Raw genomic sequence first — 15,817 nt, 5'->3', positions numbered from 1 at the left:
TTGGAAAACCGCCTCGCTGGTCGTCTGCAACCCCGAAGGGCGTGTCGTCTCAAGCGAGGAGGCGCATTCTACAGACCTGCCGGAGGGAGTCAACAACCTTTTTGGAAATAATTTACAAAAACTTCAAAGCGCCCTTTCAGGGCTATAAACAGGCCACAAAAAAGGGAGCCGAAGCTCCCTTATCTATTCAAAGAATGCATTAAGCCTTCTTTGCTTTCTTTTTCTGACGGTACTTGAGTTCTTTCACGTGCTGGCGTTGACGCTCTTTCTTCGCCTGCTGCCTTGCGGTCAGGATGTTGCGCTTACCGGCAAACGGGTTATCCCCAGTGCGGAATTCAAAGCGGATAGGCGTACCCTTAACCTTGAGGAATTTGATAAAGCGGTTCTCAAGGTAGCGCTTGTAAGATCCGGGCAGCGCATCGGTCTGGTTACCGTGCACAACGATGATCGGCGGATTGGAGCCACCCTGGTGTGCATAACGCAGCTTGATACGGCGGTTATTCACCTGCGGCGGCTGATGATCAGCCACTACATCTTCCAACAGCTTGGTCAGCTGGTTGGTAGACCACTTCGCCATGGCACTGTCATACGCTTCGTTGATAGACCGGTAAAGATCGCCAACACCCGTGCCGTGAAGTGCTGAAATGAAGTGAAAACGGGCAAAAGAAGCAAACATCAGGCGACGATCCACCTGGGTTTTGACCTTCTCTTTCTGCTCCTGGGTCATTCCGTCCCACTTGTTCAATGCAATCACCAGCGCACGCCCGGAATCGATAACGAACCCAAGCATGTGCAGGTCCTGCTCGGTAACACCTTCTCGAGCATCGATCACCGCGACCACTACGTTGGCATCTTTGATCGCCTGCAGTGTTTTAACGATAGAGAACTTCTCCACCGCTTCACGTATATGCTTACGACGGCGCACACCAGCGGTATCGATCAGCGTATAGGGCTGACCATCTCGCTCGTACGGAATGTAAATACTGTCGCGGGTGGTACCGGCCTGGTCGAAGACGACTACCCGGTCTTCACCCAGCATCCGGTTAACCAGCGTGGACTTACCCACATTGGGGCGCCCGACAATAGCGATCCTGATATTGTCGTCTTCTTCCTCTTCGACAGCATTCTCATCCGGTTCGGGAATGCCGAGCTCATCGAGGGTCAGGTCGATCAGTGCGGATACACCACGACCGTGAGCCGCTGCGATAGTCAACGGGTCGCCGAGACCCAGACTAAAGAATTCACTGCGGGCCACATCCGGATCGAGACCATCGGTCTTGTTGACCACCAGGTAACAGCTCTTCTCCTCCCGACGCAGGTGATTGGCAATCATCTCATCAGCAGGGTTAAGCCCGGCACGACCGTCTACCAGAAACAGCACCACATCGGCTTCATCAATCGCCAGCAGCGACTGTTCCGCCATCACTTTGTCGATGCCCGCTTCATCACCAGAGATACCACCAGTATCGATAACGATGTAATCGCGCTCGCCGAGTTTACCCTCACCGTATTTGCGGTCGCGGGTCAGGCCCGGCAGATCGGCAACCAGAGCGTCACGGGAACGGGTCAGTCGGTTGAAGAGAGTCGATTTACCGACATTCGGTCGGCCTACCAGTGCAATCACCGGAAGCATAGCTAGTCACCCAAAACAGCGCGGCGGCGTCCCACCCAAGCAGAACGCCGCCGCGCTTCACTTAAGAATTAATTCAGTTCAGCGTGAGAGCCGACAACCGACCGTCATTGCTGAGTACGTAGAGCACATTATCGACCACCTGCGGATCACTGTAGATACCGGAGGAATCGAAATTATAACGTGCTACAAAATGTCCATCGACCTGCGACATAAAGTGCAGGTAGCCCAGAGAGTCACCAACCACCAGAGTATTACCAATCACTGCTGGAGAGGTGAGACCTCGGAAATAGAGCGCAGGCTGCTGCCAGACACTGGCGCTGCTGCCGGCATCCAGGGCATCGATTTTATCGTCCGCGGAAATCGCGTAGATATTGCCAAACCCGGCGGCCAGGCTGCGGTAGCTGGAAAAGTCGATGTTCCAGATAATCCGCGGCCCATAGGGGTTCAACGCAACCAGGCGTCCCTGGTAGCTGCTGACGAAGACGGTGCCGTTATAGAGCAGCGGCCGTCCGTCGATATCGACGATTCGCTCCAGTTCGGAACGACCTTCAGCCAGGGCAATACGTTCTTCCCAAAGCGCATTACCTGAAGCGTTATCAATAGCGATCAGCTTACCGTTAGCGAACCCGGTCAGCGTTGCCTGGGGAGTAACCACCGGCGCGCTGGTACCACGCAGACTCAGCTGCGGGATCTGGCTGTCGTAGGTCCAGAGCTGCTCACCGGTCACACGATCAAGAGCAGTCACCTGACCATTGATCACCTGCACAACGACCAGGTTGGCGTTCACCTGCGGCTGCGCGACCACCTCGGAAGCTACCCGGCTACGCCAGAGCTCGGCACCGCTATCACTGTCGAGCGCGATCACTTCACCGTTCTCGGAGGCAACGACCACAGTACCGAAGCCATAACCGACACCGCCGGAAAGGCGCATATCCAGTTCTACTTCCCAGAGACGGTTGCCGCTGGCCCGATCAAAGGCATGTACTTCACCTTCTGCATCGGTCGCGTATACGCGACTTTCACCGATGGCCGGTGCAAACTGGTGATAACCCTCGCCCGGGCCATCACCGACCTGAGCACTCCAGAGAACGGAAACCTCTTTCTCGGCATCGAAGTCGACCAGTTCGGCAGGTTCGATTTCATCGGGTCCACCCCACAGGCCACAACCACCCAGGGTCGCGGCCAGCATGCCGGCGGCCAGCACACGAATCATAGGTTTCATGAGTTTTCTCCCCCGGCCAGATCGTCATGTTTCATCTGAATGACCGGACGCATCTGCGGACTGGCAGTTTCGAGCGCCTTGGCATAAGCCTGACGCGCCTCAGCCAGCTGTCCCTGTGCAACCAGGATGTCCCCATGAAGCTCGGCATAAGCTGAGCTGAAATGGTCAGCACTGGCCTGTGCCAGCAGAGAACTTGCAGCGGCAGCATCGCCCTGAGCCAGCTTAATGCGCGCACTACGCACGGTTGCCAACTGCTTGAGCTCTTCGTCTTTAGCATTCTCGCGGGCCCAGTCAAGCTGAGTCAGCGCCTTATCCAGATCACCCGCATCAACGGCAACCCGCGCCATGAGCATAGCGCCCAAGGAAGCGTAACCGGTGCTGGAGTAATCATCCTGCAGCACACCCGCCAGATGTTCAGCCGTGGTTGCCTGAGCCTGATCATCCGGAGCACCGCGCAACGCTGTTACTGCCTGGAGCAGCTCCTGATAAGTGACTGATGCGTTGCTTGACTGAACTTCGACACGCTTCTGCCAAGCCTGCCAGCCAACCACACCGGCAATCGCTACAGCAACGGCCAGAAGCAGTGAGCGTCCATTCTCTTTCCACCAGCTTTTGATCGCCTCGATCTGTTCCTCTTCGGTACGCAACTCAGCCACGATCCTGCCTCTCTTAATCTTCGCTATAGATACTGACCAGTTCCGCGGCCAGATCCTTAAAGGTTATCTGTTTCTGTTCAGCGGCTTCGCGCAGCGGCTTCAGGGTTACCACCCCGTTGGCCAGCTCGTCATCGCCCAGCAGCAAGCCAAAGCGTGCGCCACTTTTGTCCGCTTTCTTCATCTGGCTCTTGAAACTGCCGCCGCCGCAGTGCAACTGGACGCGCAAGCCGGTCTCATCACGCAGCTGTTCGGTGAGACGGAACATCTCAACCTGAGCATCGTCACCCATGGCCATGGCATAGATATCGACATTCTGGTGGACGCTCTGCGGAACCAGCTCCAGGGTTTCAAGCAGCAGGATAAGCCGCTCCATGCCCATGGCAAAACCAACCGCTGGAGTTGCGCGACCGCCCAGCTGTTCAACCAGGCCGTCATAGCGTCCGCCGGCACAAACGGTTCCCTGGGAGCCAAGCTTATCGGTGATCCACTCGAACACGGTTTTACCGTAGTAATCCAGGCCACGTACCAGGCGCGCGTTAACCTCGTATTTCACACCCGCCTGATCAAGCAGGGTGCGAAGACGATCAAAGTGCTCGCGCGATTCTGCATCGATGTAATCGTGGAAATGCGGTGCATTATCCAGCAGTGCCTGAGTACCGGCATCCTTGCTGTCCAGCACACGCAGCGGGTTGGTCTTCAGACGGCGCTGGCTATCCTCATCCAGCGATGCTTCGTGCTGCTGCAGATATTCAACCAGATCCGCTTTAAAGCGCGCCCGCTCCTGCGCAGTACCCAGGGTATTGAGGTGCAGGGTCACCGCGTCGCTCATACCCAGCTGACGCCACAGGCGTGCGGTCAGAATGATCAGTTCAGCATCGATATCGGGACCCTGCATACCGAAGGTCTCGACACCGATCTGATGAAACTGGCGATAGCGTCCCTTCTGCGGGCGCTCATGACGGAACATCGGCCCCATGTACCAGAGACGCTGAACCTGGTTAAAGGTCAGTCCATGCTCTTCACAGGCACGCACACAGCTGGCGGTTCCCTCGGGACGCAGCGTCAGGCTGTCGCCGTTACGGTCCTCAAAGGTGTACATCTCTTTTTCAACGATGTCGGTTACTTCGCCGATGGAGCGCTTGAACAGGTCGGTCTGCTCGACTATCGGCATGCGCAGTTCGCTATACCCATAGGCGCCAAGCACCTCTTTAACCTGCTTTTCAAGGTACTGCCAGACCGGGGTCTGCTCCGGCAGGATATCGTTCATGCCCCGGATGGCTTTTATTTTCGCCAAGGTATTACTTTCCCGTATTGCAGATGGTGGTTAACGCAGAGACGTCGGCAGCCTCAGACGGGCGACATTGTTATCGCTTGCCTGGGAGAGATCAACCGGCTCGCCCCGATATTCAATACTGGTGACCGCACTGGCGCGCCCGATCACCACCGCGAGCGGCTCTTCACCTTCGAATGTCAGCTCACTGCCTGGTTGGGCAATGCCGTTAAACAGTGTACGACCCGTAGCATCCTTCACACTGAGCCAGCTCTCATCGGCCAGCACCAGGCGAAACTGATCGTCAGTAGCGGCCACTGCAGGCGCGGCTTCAGCCTCTTCAACCTCAGCCGCCTCTTCTGGCGAGGCCGCACCTTCGACTGTCTCAGTTGCAGCGGCGGAATCCGGCAGAGCAGGTAATGCCGCTGAAGCTGCGGTTTCCTGGATCTCTTCCGCCAACCCGGCCTCAGCACCTACGCTATCCGGAGAATTAAAAGCCGGCAGTTCGCCCGCCGGGGCCGCAACGGCTTCATCGTCCAGCGGCGGCAGTACAAGGGTGTTACCATCGGCTGTATCCACCGTCACAGGTGAATCGCCCGCCGGTGTAAGCACGCTGTCGATGGAGTACTGGGTCTGCCACCACCAAACGATAAAGCCAACGATGGCGACGATAAAAATCAGGGTGCCAACACGCATTAGCGAACGGCTCTGCCGTGCGGGACTGGTTGAAACTGTACCCACGGCGCGCACAGCCGCCGCGGTATCCTTGATACCAGAGAGGCGGTCGAACTGGCTGACGTAGGTATCGGGGTTCATTTTCAGGCGGCGGGCGTACGAGCGGATATAACCGCGTACAAAAACGGGCCCGCCCAACCCCTTGAACTCTCCCCTTTCAATCGCTTCAAGCGTGCGCACCGGCAGATGAAGCTCTCGGGAGAGCTCCTGAAGACTGACCCCTAGGCTTTCCCTCGCCTTAACGAAGTTACCACCGCTGAAAGTGGCACCAGCATCCTGAGATATTTCTTCGCTGCTCACTGCGCAGACTCCTTATATGCCCTGTATTCAACGGACTGAGGGTACATATTTTTTAACAACAGCGCGTAGGTCGCCGCCATATTGGCATTCCCCTCGTAACGGGCCACGCGGATACCCACCCAAAGGCTCAACGGGAAGTGGTTCACACGCTTCTGCTCTACCAGCTCGCGGAAACGGTTGAACAACGCTGCAGCCTCAGGGTCCTGATTTTTCTCAAGCATCAGATCCGACAGCTCAACCAGAGCCAACGGACGCTGCTGCGACAAAGTCAGGGAACGGCGCAGGGCATGCTCCGCGACGTCCGGACGCCCCGTACGACGGTAGCAACGTCCCAGGTTTTCAAACGCCTGAGCGCGGGCTGTATAGAAAGGATCTTCGGTGGCGCGGGCGAGTTCAGAACAGGCTTCCTGGTACCGTTCCTGGGAAAACAGGAAGACACCGAAGTTGTTGTGAATCATCGCCGAATCGGAATCGGCATCGATCGCCTTGCGGAAGTAGCTCTCGGCGATATCCAGGTCGCGCTCGGCCTGGAACACCAATGCCATGGCGTTGTATGCCGGCGCGTAGCTATCATCGATGTCGAGGGCGCGCTGCAGCGGCGACTTGGCCCCGGCAGTATCGCCGGCACGCAGGTACTGCAGACCAAGACTGGTATAGGATTCGAGCGCATCTTCCTTGGAGGCACCGGCCTTTTCAAACCGGTCGGAGGAGGTCGTCGAACATGCTGAAACCATTATTGCCATCAATAGCAGCAGCACAGCATGAACTTGTCGCATTACTCCCCCTTACAGAGTCTGGCTCTTCCCCTGAACAGGCTCTTCTTGTACCACAGCGATATATTTTTGGCTACGCCGGGTACGGTCAGCAACCTGCCCTACCAACTGACCACAGGCGGCATCCACATCGTCACCACGGGTGCGGCGAACGGTGGTGATAATATTGCTGGTCAGCATGATCTGCTTGAACGCGGCAATCGCCTTTTCACTCGGCCTTTCGTAGCCGGAATTAGGGAAGGGATTAAACGGAATCAGGTTAAGTTTGCACGGCACCTTGCGCAGCACTTTGATCAATTCACGCGCGTGCTCCGGCTGGTCGTTAACGCCGGCGATCAAGGTGTACTCGACGGTGATCGAGCGTTTGTCATTGAGGCTGGCCAGGTAACGATTACATGCGGCCAGCAATTCGGCGATCGGATAACGGCGGTTGATCGGTACCAACTGGTCACGCAGCGCGTCATTCGGCGCGTGCAGGGATACAGCGAGGGAGACGTCGCTGACATTACAGAGCTTATCCAGCGCCGGCACAACACCGGAGGTACTTACCGTCACTCGACGCTTGGACAGCCCGTAGGCGTTGTCGTCCATCATCAGCTGGGTAGCCGCGACCACATTGTCGAAGTTGAGCAGGGGCTCACCCATACCCATGAACACGACGTTGGTCACCCGGCGGTCGCCATTAGGATCGAAGGGACCGAATGAACGGATCGCCACACGCAGCTGACCGATAATTTCGGCGGTGCTCAGATCTCGGTTAAAACCCTGTTTACCGGTAGAGCAGAAGCTACAGTCCAGCGAACAGCCAACCTGAGAGGAAACACAGAGAGTCGCGCGATCACCTTCAGGGATCAGCACCATCTCTATGGCAGAGCCACCATCCATACGGATAACCCATTTACGGGTACCGTCTTTGGAAAACTTCTCCAGCACGATTTCAGGCTCACGAATATCCGCCATCTCAGCCAGTTTGGCACGCAATGCCTTGCTGATATTGGTCATCTCGTCGAAGCTACTGGCCCCATACTGATGCATCCATTTCAGCACCTGGGTGGCACGGAAGCGCTTTTCGCCCATTTCGTCGAAGAACTGTTCGAGCTGTGAAGGGGAAAGACCGAGAAGATTGACCTTGGAGGGAGCGTCAGTCATGAGAAATCACCGCGTTTGGAGTATGGGAGCCGCTCGAATGAGCGGCTCCGACAGGATCAGTTACCGAAGAAGTAACCGATCTCGCGCTCTGCAGAAGCAGCAGAATCAGAACCGTGTACGGCATTCGCATCGATAGACTCAGCGAAGTCGCGACGGATAGTACCTTCAGCAGCTTCTTTCGGGTTGGTAGCACCCATCAGTTCACGGTTCTGAGCGATAGCGTTTTCGCCTTCGAGAACCTGAACAACAACCGGACCAGAGGTCATGAAAGCGACCAGATCAGCAAAGAAAGGACGCTCTTTGTGCTCAGCGTAGAAGCCCTCAGCTTCAGCCTGGCTAAGAGACTTCATCTGCATTTCGACTACTTTGAGGCCCGCTTTTTCGAAGCGAGTCACGATTTCGCCGATCACGTTTTTAGCAACAGCGTCAGGCTTGATGATGGAGAGAGTACGTTCAGTAGCCATGGTTTAAACCTAATCCAATTGATTATATAAAAATGACAAGGCGCGACATTATACGCGAGTGATTAAAGGCTGAACAGTTCCACCGAGATAAACAAAACCCGGCGCTTAGCCGGGCTTGTAGACCATCAGAAGCGGAATTTGTTTCAGTCCTTCTCCTCGATCCAGGCCATCTGGATCGCCTCAAGGATTTTCTCACCACAATGTGACGGGTCATCATCGAACTGCTCGAGATCCATCACTTTCTGATAGAGATCGGGAAAGCTGATCTGCATCGGATCCACATCGGGATACTGCTCGTCGAGCTCGATAGCGATATCAAGAACGTCAACCCACTTGAAACCCATGTCGCCTACCCCGCTCAGTGCTGTTCCGAAACCTGGTTGATGGTGTACTTGGGAATCTCGACCACGAGATCCTCATCGGCCACGATCGCCTGACAGCTCAAACGCGACTCCGGCTCAAGGCCCCAGGCCTTGTCCAGCATGTCATCCTCAAGCTCATCAGACTCTTCGAGCGAATTAAAACCTTCGCGCACAATCACATGACAGGTTGTGCAGGCACAGGATTTCTCGCAGGCGTGCTCGATATCCACACCATTGGCCAGAGCGGCATCGCAGATGCTGATACCCGGCTCAACATCAACCACCTTGCCTTCCGGGCAGAGTTCCTCATGCGGCAGAAAAATCAGCTGCGGCATTACTCCGACTCCTTATCCAGTTCGTCTATTCGATGCCCCTTCAGCGCACTCTGGATACCTTTATCCATGCGCCGAGCGGCGAACTCATCACTCAGTTTAGCAAGCGTTTTCACGCCCGCCTCTATGGCAGCAGAATCACGACCTGCCGCCGTCTTACGCAGTTCTGCCACACCCGCTTTTAGCGCCGCCAATTCATCAGAATCAAGCAGCTCTCCGTCCTGGACGATGGCCGCCTCTACCGCAGCGGCGAGACGCTCCGCCTCAACCTGCTGTTCACGCAACGCGCGGGCGGTCAGATCTTCCGCAGCATGGCTGAATGAATCCTGCAGCATACCGGTAATTTCATCATCGGTAAGGCCGTATGAGGGCTTCACCTGAATACTGCTTTCAACCCCGGTAGACAGCTCCTGCGCCGAAACGCTGAGCAAGCCATCCGCATCCACCTGAAAGGTGACACGAATTTTGGCTGCGCCCGCGGCCATCGGCGGTATACCACGCAGGACAAACCGGGCCAGCGAGCGGCAGTCCGCTACCAGCTCACGCTCACCCTGGACCACATGAATAGCCATGGCAGTCTGGCCATCCTGGTAGGTGGTGAACTCCTGGCCACGCGCCACCGGAATCGCGGTGTTACGGTGGATAACCTTTTCCACCAGCCCACCCATGGTTTCAAGACCAAGCGACAGCGGGATCACATCCAGCAGCAGCATCTCGCTGTCCGGCTTATTGCCGGCCAGGACATCCGCCTGCAGCGCAGCACCGACGGCTACGACGCGGTCTGGATCAATATCGATATGCGGCTGACGACCAAACAGCTCGCCCACCTTGGTACGCACCAGAGGCACGCGGGTGGAACCACCGACCATGACTACATCGCGCACCTCATCTGCCGACACACCGGCGTCTTTAAGGGCACGACGACAACTGCGCAGAGTCTTTTTCACGAGCGGTTCAATGACTTCGTCGAACTGTTCACGACTTACATTCACTTCGGCGCTCTGACCGGCCAGATCCAGCTTTACCCGGGTTTCCGATTCAGCACTCAGAGCCTCCTTGACGCGTTTGGCCAGAGTGGTGAGATAACGAGCCTGCTGCGCGTCGGGCTCCAGCTCAATACCGGACTCTTTCAAAATCCAGCGCGCCAGAGCGTAATCGAAGTCATCACCACCAAGAGCACTGTCGCCGCCGGTGGCAAGCACTTCGAACACGCCTTTATTGAGGCGCAGAACGGAGATATCGAAGGTACCGCCGCCCAGGTCGTAGACCGCGATAACGCCCTCATCGCCCTGATCCAGCCCATAGGCCACAGCAGCCGCGGTAGGCTCATTCAGCAAACGCAGTACGTGCAGACCCGCGATGCGCGCCGCATCCTTGGTGGCCTGACGCTGAGCATCATCAAAGTAAGCCGGCACGGTAATCACCGCTCCGGTCAGCTCACCCTGCAGCGAATCTTCGGCGCGCTCACGCAGGGTACGCAGAATATCGGCCGACACCTGGACCGGACTGCGCAGCCCTGCACTGGTCTCGATATAGGGCATACCGCCCTCGCCTGGCGCGAAGCGGTAAGGCAGCTCATCACCGAAGGAGAGCACATCCTCAACACCACGCCCCATCAGGCGCTTGACCGATATTATCGTGTTATAGGGATCGTCTGCGGCGCACTCAAGCGCCTCGCCACCCACCTGCAGCGAACCGTCGCCGGAGTAATGCACCACCGAGGGCAACAGGTGTTCGCCGTTCAAATCCGGCAGCGTCTGCGCCTCACCGCTGCGCACCGTAGCCGCCAGCGAGTTGGTAGTTCCCAGGTCGATCCCGACCGCGAGTCTGCGCTCATGAGGCGCAGCACTCTGGCCGGGTTCGGCGATTTGCAACAAAGCCATATGGGGTTCCGTTCAGTCGTCGAACAAACGATCTTCGAGCGCTTCTATCTCGCTTTCAAGCTTGGTGGCAAACTGCATCTTGCGCACCGTACGCTCAGCGCCGTCGAGATCGCCGCCCGTGTAGAGTGAGACAAACTCAGCCCGAAGCTCCCGCAGCGCCTGCTCAGCTTCCTGCTGCAGCTGCTCAAGCTCCGCCTCCGGATCATCCTGTTCGGCAACCTCTGACAAGCGCTCTCGCAGCTCCATCTGCTCCATCAGGAACATGGGATCAAGCTGCGCGCCGGATTCCCCGTGGGTATCGCGGCCCTGAAGCAACAACAGATACTGCGCGCGACGCAGTGGAGACTTGAGCGACTGGAACGCCTCGTTCAGATGTGCCGTGTACTGCACGGACAATCGGCGTTCACGCTCGGAGAGATGGGCAAAGCGATCGGGGTGCCACTGTTTCTGGAGTTCCCGGTACTTTTCACTGAGCAAGCCAAGATCCAGCTCGAACCCAGGCGTGAGATCGAACAGCTCAAAGTAATTACGGGTCATATCCATTGTTTAGCCGGGCACCCTCGCTATTATATTTAGGTGTTAACGTACGTTTAGACGTTAAAACTTTCGCCACAGCCGCATTCGCTGCTGACGTTAGGGTTATTGAACTTGAAGCCTTCGTTAAGGCCTTCCTTGACGAAATCCAGTTCGGTTCCGTCAAGGTAGACCAGGCTTTTCGGGTCGATCGCCACACGCACATCACCAAACTCAAAGACCTGGTCTTCAGCTTCTACCTGATCGATGAATTCGAGCACATAAGCCATGCCTGAGCACCCTGAAGTGCGAACACCCACCCGAATACCGCTGCCGTGGCCGCGCTTTTCAAGGAAGCGTGCGACATGGTTTACCGCCGCGTCTGTCATGCTGATCGCCATATAACCCTCACCCTGTTCTGCTTGGCAAAGCCAAGGCCGAAGGCCTTAGCCCTGCTTTTTACGGTAATCTTCTACGGCTGCCTTGATCGCATCTTCCGCGAGTACGGAGCAGTGGATTTTCACCGGCGGCAATGCCAGTTCTTCCGCGATCTGTGCGTTTTTCAGCTCAGCCGCCTGATCCAGCGTCATGCCCTTGACCCATTCGGTTACCAGGGAGCTGGATGCGATTGCTGAACCACAACCGTATGTCTTGAATTTTGCATCTTCGATCACGCCGTCGTCATTGACGCGGATCTGCAGGCGCATAACGTCGCCACATGCCGGAGCACCCACCATGCCGGTACCGACATGATCGTCTTTATCGTCCATCTTACCGACGTTGCGTGGGTTTTCGTAATGATCAATAACCTGTTCGCTGTAAGCCATGATGACCTCCAAGAGCCTGTTTAGCCGGCTTAGTGGTGAGCCCACTCAACTGTGTTTAAATCGATTCCGTCTTTGTACATATCCCACAGAGGAGACAGTTCACGCAGCTTGTCGACAGCAACGCGGATCTGTTTGACGGCGTAGTCCACTTCTTCTTCGGTGGTAAAACGACCAAAGGAGAAACGGATGGAGCTGTGTGCCAGCTCGTCATTCAGCCCCAGTGCACGCAGCACGTAGGAAGGCTCAAGACTGGCCGATGTACACGCTGAACCGGAGGAAACCGCCAGGTCCTTGATGGACATAAGCAGAGACTCACCCTCAACGAAAGCAAAGCTGACGTTCAGGTTGCCGGCAACACGCTGCTCCAGAGAGCCGTTCACGTGTACTTCTTCCATATCACTGACGCCCTGCCAGAAACGATCGCGCAGCGCTTTCAGCTTCTCGCTTTCGCTGGCCATCTCTTCGTGACAGATACGGGCAGCTTCGCCCATGCCAACGATCTGATGGGTCGGCAATGTACCTGAGCGCATACCACGCTCATGGCCGCCACCGTGCATCTGGGCTTCCAGGCGCACGCGCGGCTTGCGGCGCACGTAAAGGGCACCAATACCTTTCGGACCGTACATCTTGTGACCAGAAACGGAGAGCAGATCCACCTTTACACTGGACATATCCAGCGGCAGTTTGCCTGCGCTCTGGGCGGCATCCACGTGGAACAGCACGCCGTGACTGCGGGTCAACTCGCCGATTGCGGCGATATCGGTGATGGTGCCGATCTCGTTGTTCACATGCATCAGTGACACGAGAATAGTGTCTTCACGCAGAGCATCAGCCACCATCTGCGGTGTGATAATGCCATCGCTGCCCGGTGTCAGATAGGTCACTTCAAAACCTTCGCGCTCGAGCTGACGGCAGGTATCCAGCACCGCCTTGTGTTCGATCTTGGAGGTAATGATGTGCTTGCCCTTCTTCTGATAGAAGTGGGCGACACCCTTGATCGCCAGGTTATCGGACTCGGTCGCACCGGAGGTCCAGACAATTTCACGCGGATCTGCACCCAGCAGATCTGCCACCTGACGACGCGCTGTCTCGACTGCTTCTTCAGCCTTCCAGCCAAACATGTGAGAGCGGGAAGCCGGGTTACCGAAGTTACCCTCCGGCGTCAGGCAGCTCATCATCTTCTCGGCCACACGCGGATCTACCGGTGTTGTTGCTGAATAATCGAGATAGATCGGCAATTTCATTTCAATCTCCAAAGCTCTTCGCTATCAGGATGCTGACGCAACACTGCTGGCGATCAATTGTTCCGGTTGAGTCCGGCTACGCTGCCCCTGGCGCTCGGCAACTTCCTGCACATCGTTTCGCAGAACCAGATCCGCCAGGCTGATATCACTCAGGAAGCCATGGATCTGATCACTCAAATCGCACCAGAGGTGGTGTGTCAGACAGACCTCACCGCTCTGGCAGTTGCCCGTGCTGCGGCAACCCGTGGCGTCGACCGACTCGTTGACAGCGTCGATCACTTCGGCCACATTAATTTCTCCGCGCTCGCGCTTCAGCTGGTAACCACCACCCGGGCCGCGTACGCTATGCACCAGTTCGTTACGGCGCAGCTTGGCAAACAGCTGCTCCAGATAGGACAGCGAAATACCCTGGCGCTCAGAAATATCCGCCAGGCTGATCGGTCCTTTACCCTCATGAAGGGCCAAGTCGAGCATTGCCGTTACGGCGTAACGCCCCTTAGTTGTCAATCGCATAGTCATCCTCACCTGCTGCTGCGAGCCTGACGTCATTGTGCAAAAACCAAGAGTTTTAGTCAAGTATATTCCCGACTATAAAAGTCAGGATTTATCGCCCTTTTCGCCACTCTCTTTTGTGGAATCTTTTTCAAAACCCCGATTAACGGACTTCAAGATTCCACGCAGTACATTGACCTCAACCTTGTCCGGCACAGCCCGCAGCAGCAGGCGACGCAAACGCGGCATCAGTTGACGCGGATTGTTCGGATCCAAGAACTCGATATCGACAAGCGTCTGCTCCAGATGCTCAAACAGACGCTCAAGCTCAGCGTGATCAGCCAGCTCGATATCCCAGTCGGTTCCCCACTGCGGCTTACTCTGCTCATCGTTAAGCAGCTGCGCCATACGCAGTTCGTAGCAGATAACCTGAACTGCCGCCGCGATATTCAGCGAGCTGAATCCTTCCACGGATGGGATATGAACATGATGGTGACAGGCATGCAGCTCATCGTTGGTCAGGCCTCGATCTTCACGACCGAAGAGCACCGCCACTCGAGACTTAGCTGCCAGCGGCGTGGCGATAGCACCCAGCTCACGAGGATTAATCACCGGCCAGGGGATATGCCGACCACGGGCACTGGTACCGACCACCAACTGACAATCTGCCAGAGCCTCTTCCAGCGTTGCGACAACCTGGGCGTTATCAAGGATATCGGTGGCACCCGATGCGCGCGCCGTAGCCGCCTCGTCCGGGTAGTGCTTGGGCTCAACCAGGCAAAGATCGCTCAGCCCCATATTTTTCATGGCGCGAGCCACGGCACCGATGTTGCCGGGATGGGTGGTATTCACCAGAACGATACGGATGTGCTCAAGCATATGCACCAAGAAACCTGTTAAAAAAGGGCGCATATAATAACAGAACTCCACCACGCTGATCGACTCGGGTGCGACACATAAAGGAGCAACTCCCCTCGTTAACCTCACCGTATTGCGATCAACGTTTATTCAACAGTGCAGAGTGCGTTATAATTTCCGTTTGATTCCCCATTCGAACGACTGGATTCCATACCCAATGCAACCAATGGTCAACATCGCTCTGCGTGCCGCACGTCTCGCCGCCGAGCAGATCGCCCGAGGCACCGAACGCCTGGATCTGATCAAATCCGAGCAGGACAAGGTCGCTGCCTTTATCAATGACCTCTGCCTTCAGGCTGAACGCACAGTCGCCCACACGCTGCAGAAAGCCTACCCCCACCACACGGTAATCGGCGATTACAGCGGACGGCACACAGCAACCGGCGAAGGCCCCACTCCCTGCGAGTGGCAGGTAACACCGATCGACAGCCTGGTGAACTTCTCCAATGCGGTACCCTCTTTTGCGCTGAGCATCACCGGACGCATCAAGGGCAAGGTCACCCACGCACTGATCCTTAACCCGATCACCGGCGACGAATTCACCGCCAGCCGCGGCGAAGGCGCACAGCTGAACGGTAAGCGCCTGCGCGTAAGCTCACGCAAAGCACTGGACGGCGCCCTGATCGGTACCGGCTTCCTGGGACGCAGCAGTGACACTTCCGGTCTCGACACCCAGATCGCCATTATGCGCGAACTGGTCAGCGCCGGTGCCACCCCGTTCAACACCGGCTCCGTAGCACTGAACCTGGCATACACCGCTGCCGGCCGCCTGGACGGCTTCTGCCAGCTGGGCCTGTACCAGAGCGAACAGGACGCAGGCCTGCTGCTGCTTCAGGAAGCAGGCGCACTGGTAGGCGACACCGCGGGCGGCAGCAACCACCGCGATAGCGGCAAACTGGTTGCCGGCAACGCCAAGATATTCAAGGCATTGCTCAAAACCCTGCACCCGGCCGTTCAGCACTAACACCAAACCTCAGCCTTCCCGGGCTGAAGGCAGAAACAAAAAAGCCGCGCTATCAAGCGCGGCTTTTTTATGTCTCGCAG

18 protein-coding genes are annotated in these 15,817 nt (G+C 56.6%); 1 reads left to right on the top strand and 17 read right to left on the bottom strand.

The window, feature by feature from the left end:
• Nucleotides 1-199: 199 nt before the first annotated feature.
• The 17 genes from der to trmJ all read right to left on the bottom strand — a co-directional run bounded on the left by der (nucleotide 200) and on the right by trmJ (nucleotide 14,734).
• Nucleotides 200-1,633: a ribosome biogenesis GTPase Der gene (der, locus tag C4S72_RS23700; RefSeq protein ID WP_104005680.1), complete on the bottom strand. Its 1,434-nt coding sequence runs from the start codon at nucleotides 1,631-1,633 to the stop codon at nucleotides 200-202.
• Between the two features lie 73 nt (nucleotides 1,634-1,706).
• Nucleotides 1,707-2,855: an outer membrane protein assembly factor BamB gene (gene bamB / locus C4S72_RS23695; RefSeq protein ID WP_104005679.1), complete on the bottom strand. Its 1,149-nt coding sequence runs from the start codon at nucleotides 2,853-2,855 to the stop codon at nucleotides 1,707-1,709.
• Nucleotides 2,852-3,511, bottom strand: coding sequence for a YfgM family protein (locus C4S72_RS23690; protein ID WP_235009245.1), 660 nt, complete (start codon nucleotides 3,509-3,511; stop codon nucleotides 2,852-2,854). The genes bamB and C4S72_RS23690 overlap by 4 nt, the downstream gene beginning before the upstream one ends.
• A gap of 13 nt (nucleotides 3,512-3,524) precedes the next feature.
• On the bottom strand, nucleotides 3,525-4,805 hold the full coding sequence (hisS, locus tag C4S72_RS23685) for a histidine--tRNA ligase (protein ID WP_104005677.1): 1,281 nt from the start codon (nucleotides 4,803-4,805) through the stop codon (nucleotides 3,525-3,527).
• Between the two features lie 30 nt (nucleotides 4,806-4,835).
• Nucleotides 4,836-5,816 (bottom strand): RodZ domain-containing protein, encoded by a 981-nt coding sequence (locus C4S72_RS23680; RefSeq protein WP_104005676.1) that lies wholly within the window; start codon nucleotides 5,814-5,816, stop codon nucleotides 4,836-4,838.
• Nucleotides 5,813-6,592, bottom strand: coding sequence for a type IV pilus biogenesis/stability protein PilW (gene pilW, locus C4S72_RS23675; protein ID WP_104005675.1), 780 nt, complete (start codon nucleotides 6,590-6,592; stop codon nucleotides 5,813-5,815). Before pilW ends, C4S72_RS23680 begins: the two co-directional genes overlap by 4 nt.
• Before the next feature lie 9 nt (nucleotides 6,593-6,601).
• Nucleotides 6,602-7,738, bottom strand: coding sequence for a 23S rRNA (adenine(2503)-C(2))-methyltransferase RlmN (gene rlmN, locus C4S72_RS23670; protein ID WP_104005674.1), 1,137 nt, complete (start codon nucleotides 7,736-7,738; stop codon nucleotides 6,602-6,604).
• Between the two features lie 56 nt (nucleotides 7,739-7,794).
• On the bottom strand, nucleotides 7,795-8,202 hold the full coding sequence (ndk, locus tag C4S72_RS23665; RefSeq protein ID WP_104005673.1) for a nucleoside-diphosphate kinase: 408 nt from the start codon (nucleotides 8,200-8,202) through the stop codon (nucleotides 7,795-7,797).
• 143 nt (nucleotides 8,203-8,345) lie between these two features.
• Entirely contained in the window at nucleotides 8,346-8,546 is a 201-nt protein-coding gene (gene iscX / locus C4S72_RS23660) for a Fe-S cluster assembly protein IscX (protein WP_104005672.1), read from the bottom strand.
• A gap of 14 nt (nucleotides 8,547-8,560) precedes the next feature.
• Nucleotides 8,561-8,899, bottom strand: a complete 339-nt coding sequence (gene fdx, locus C4S72_RS23655) for an ISC system 2Fe-2S type ferredoxin (RefSeq protein WP_104005671.1) — start codon at nucleotides 8,897-8,899, stop codon at nucleotides 8,561-8,563.
• Entirely contained in the window at nucleotides 8,899-10,779 is a 1,881-nt protein-coding gene (hscA, locus tag C4S72_RS23650) for a Fe-S protein assembly chaperone HscA (protein ID WP_104005670.1), read from the bottom strand. The genes fdx and hscA overlap by 1 nt, the downstream gene beginning before the upstream one ends.
• A 12-nt stretch (nucleotides 10,780-10,791) precedes the next feature.
• A complete protein-coding gene (gene hscB / locus C4S72_RS23645; protein ID WP_104005669.1) occupies nucleotides 10,792-11,322 on the bottom strand; it encodes a Fe-S protein assembly co-chaperone HscB in 531 nt (176 codons plus the stop codon).
• Between the two features lie 47 nt (nucleotides 11,323-11,369).
• Nucleotides 11,370-11,693, bottom strand: a complete 324-nt coding sequence (gene iscA / locus C4S72_RS23640) for an iron-sulfur cluster assembly protein IscA (protein WP_104005668.1) — start codon at nucleotides 11,691-11,693, stop codon at nucleotides 11,370-11,372.
• Between the two features lie 45 nt (nucleotides 11,694-11,738).
• On the bottom strand, nucleotides 11,739-12,119 hold the full coding sequence (gene iscU / locus C4S72_RS23635; RefSeq protein WP_104005667.1) for a Fe-S cluster assembly scaffold IscU: 381 nt from the start codon (nucleotides 12,117-12,119) through the stop codon (nucleotides 11,739-11,741).
• A gap of 29 nt (nucleotides 12,120-12,148) precedes the next feature.
• The gene (locus C4S72_RS23630) at nucleotides 12,149-13,363 is read right to left on the bottom strand and encodes an IscS subfamily cysteine desulfurase (RefSeq protein WP_104005666.1); all 1,215 of its coding nucleotides are present in this window, start codon (nucleotides 13,361-13,363) and stop codon (nucleotides 12,149-12,151) included.
• 24 nt (nucleotides 13,364-13,387) lie between these two features.
• On the bottom strand, nucleotides 13,388-13,876 hold the full coding sequence (gene iscR, locus C4S72_RS23625) for a Fe-S cluster assembly transcriptional regulator IscR (protein WP_104005691.1): 489 nt from the start codon (nucleotides 13,874-13,876) through the stop codon (nucleotides 13,388-13,390).
• An 84-nt stretch (nucleotides 13,877-13,960) separates the two neighbouring features.
• Nucleotides 13,961-14,734: a tRNA (cytosine(32)/uridine(32)-2'-O)-methyltransferase TrmJ gene (gene trmJ / locus C4S72_RS23620; RefSeq protein ID WP_104005665.1), complete on the bottom strand. Its 774-nt coding sequence runs from the start codon at nucleotides 14,732-14,734 to the stop codon at nucleotides 13,961-13,963.
• A 196-nt stretch (nucleotides 14,735-14,930) separates the two neighbouring features.
• Here trmJ and C4S72_RS23615 point away from each other — a divergent pair, with 196 nt between their 5' ends.
• On the top strand, nucleotides 14,931-15,737 hold the full coding sequence (locus C4S72_RS23615) for an inositol monophosphatase family protein (protein WP_235009244.1): 807 nt from the start codon (nucleotides 14,931-14,933) through the stop codon (nucleotides 15,735-15,737).
• Nucleotides 15,738-15,817 lie beyond the last annotated feature (80 nt).

Source organism: Marinobacterium lutimaris, assembly GCF_900108065.1.
Classification (GTDB): domain Bacteria; phylum Pseudomonadota; class Gammaproteobacteria; order Pseudomonadales; family Balneatricaceae; genus Marinobacterium_D; species Marinobacterium_D lutimaris.
The sequence above is the reverse complement of the archived record's forward strand: the minus strand, read 5'-3'. Positions and strand labels throughout refer to the sequence as shown.

Bases quoted from the DNA above. Each gene is read 5' to 3' on its own strand.
- C4S72_RS23615 (WP_235009244.1), top strand. From the start codon at position 14,931: ATGCAACCAATGGTCAACATCGCTCTGCGTGCCGCACGTCTCGCCGCC.
- C4S72_RS23630 (WP_104005666.1), bottom strand. From the start codon at position 13,363: ATGAAATTGCCGATCTATCTCGATTATTCAGCAACAACACCGGTAGAT.
- hscA (WP_104005670.1), bottom strand. From the start codon at position 10,779: ATGGCTTTGTTGCAAATCGCCGAACCCGGCCAGAGTGCTGCGCCTCAT.
- iscX (WP_104005672.1), bottom strand. From the start codon at position 8,546: ATGGGTTTCAAGTGGGTTGACGTTCTTGATATCGCTATCGAGCTCGAC.
- fdx (WP_104005671.1), bottom strand. From the start codon at position 8,899: ATGCCGCAGCTGATTTTTCTGCCGCATGAGGAACTCTGCCCGGAAGGC.
- ndk (WP_104005673.1), bottom strand. From the start codon at position 8,202: ATGGCTACTGAACGTACTCTCTCCATCATCAAGCCTGACGCTGTTGCT.
- pilW (WP_104005675.1), bottom strand. From the start codon at position 6,592: ATGCGACAAGTTCATGCTGTGCTGCTGCTATTGATGGCAATAATGGTT.
- der (WP_104005680.1), bottom strand. From the start codon at position 1,633: ATGCTTCCGGTGATTGCACTGGTAGGCCGACCGAATGTCGGTAAATCG.
- rlmN (WP_104005674.1), bottom strand. From the start codon at position 7,738: ATGACTGACGCTCCCTCCAAGGTCAATCTTCTCGGTCTTTCCCCTTCA.
- trmJ (WP_104005665.1), bottom strand. From the start codon at position 14,734: ATGCTTGAGCACATCCGTATCGTTCTGGTGAATACCACCCATCCCGGC.
- iscA (WP_104005668.1), bottom strand. From the start codon at position 11,693: ATGGCGATCAGCATGACAGACGCGGCGGTAAACCATGTCGCACGCTTC.
- iscU (WP_104005667.1), bottom strand. From the start codon at position 12,119: ATGGCTTACAGCGAACAGGTTATTGATCATTACGAAAACCCACGCAAC.
- hscB (WP_104005669.1), bottom strand. From the start codon at position 11,322: ATGGATATGACCCGTAATTACTTTGAGCTGTTCGATCTCACGCCTGGG.
- bamB (WP_104005679.1), bottom strand. From the start codon at position 2,855: ATGAAACCTATGATTCGTGTGCTGGCCGCCGGCATGCTGGCCGCGACC.
- iscR (WP_104005691.1), bottom strand. From the start codon at position 13,876: ATGCGATTGACAACTAAGGGGCGTTACGCCGTAACGGCAATGCTCGAC.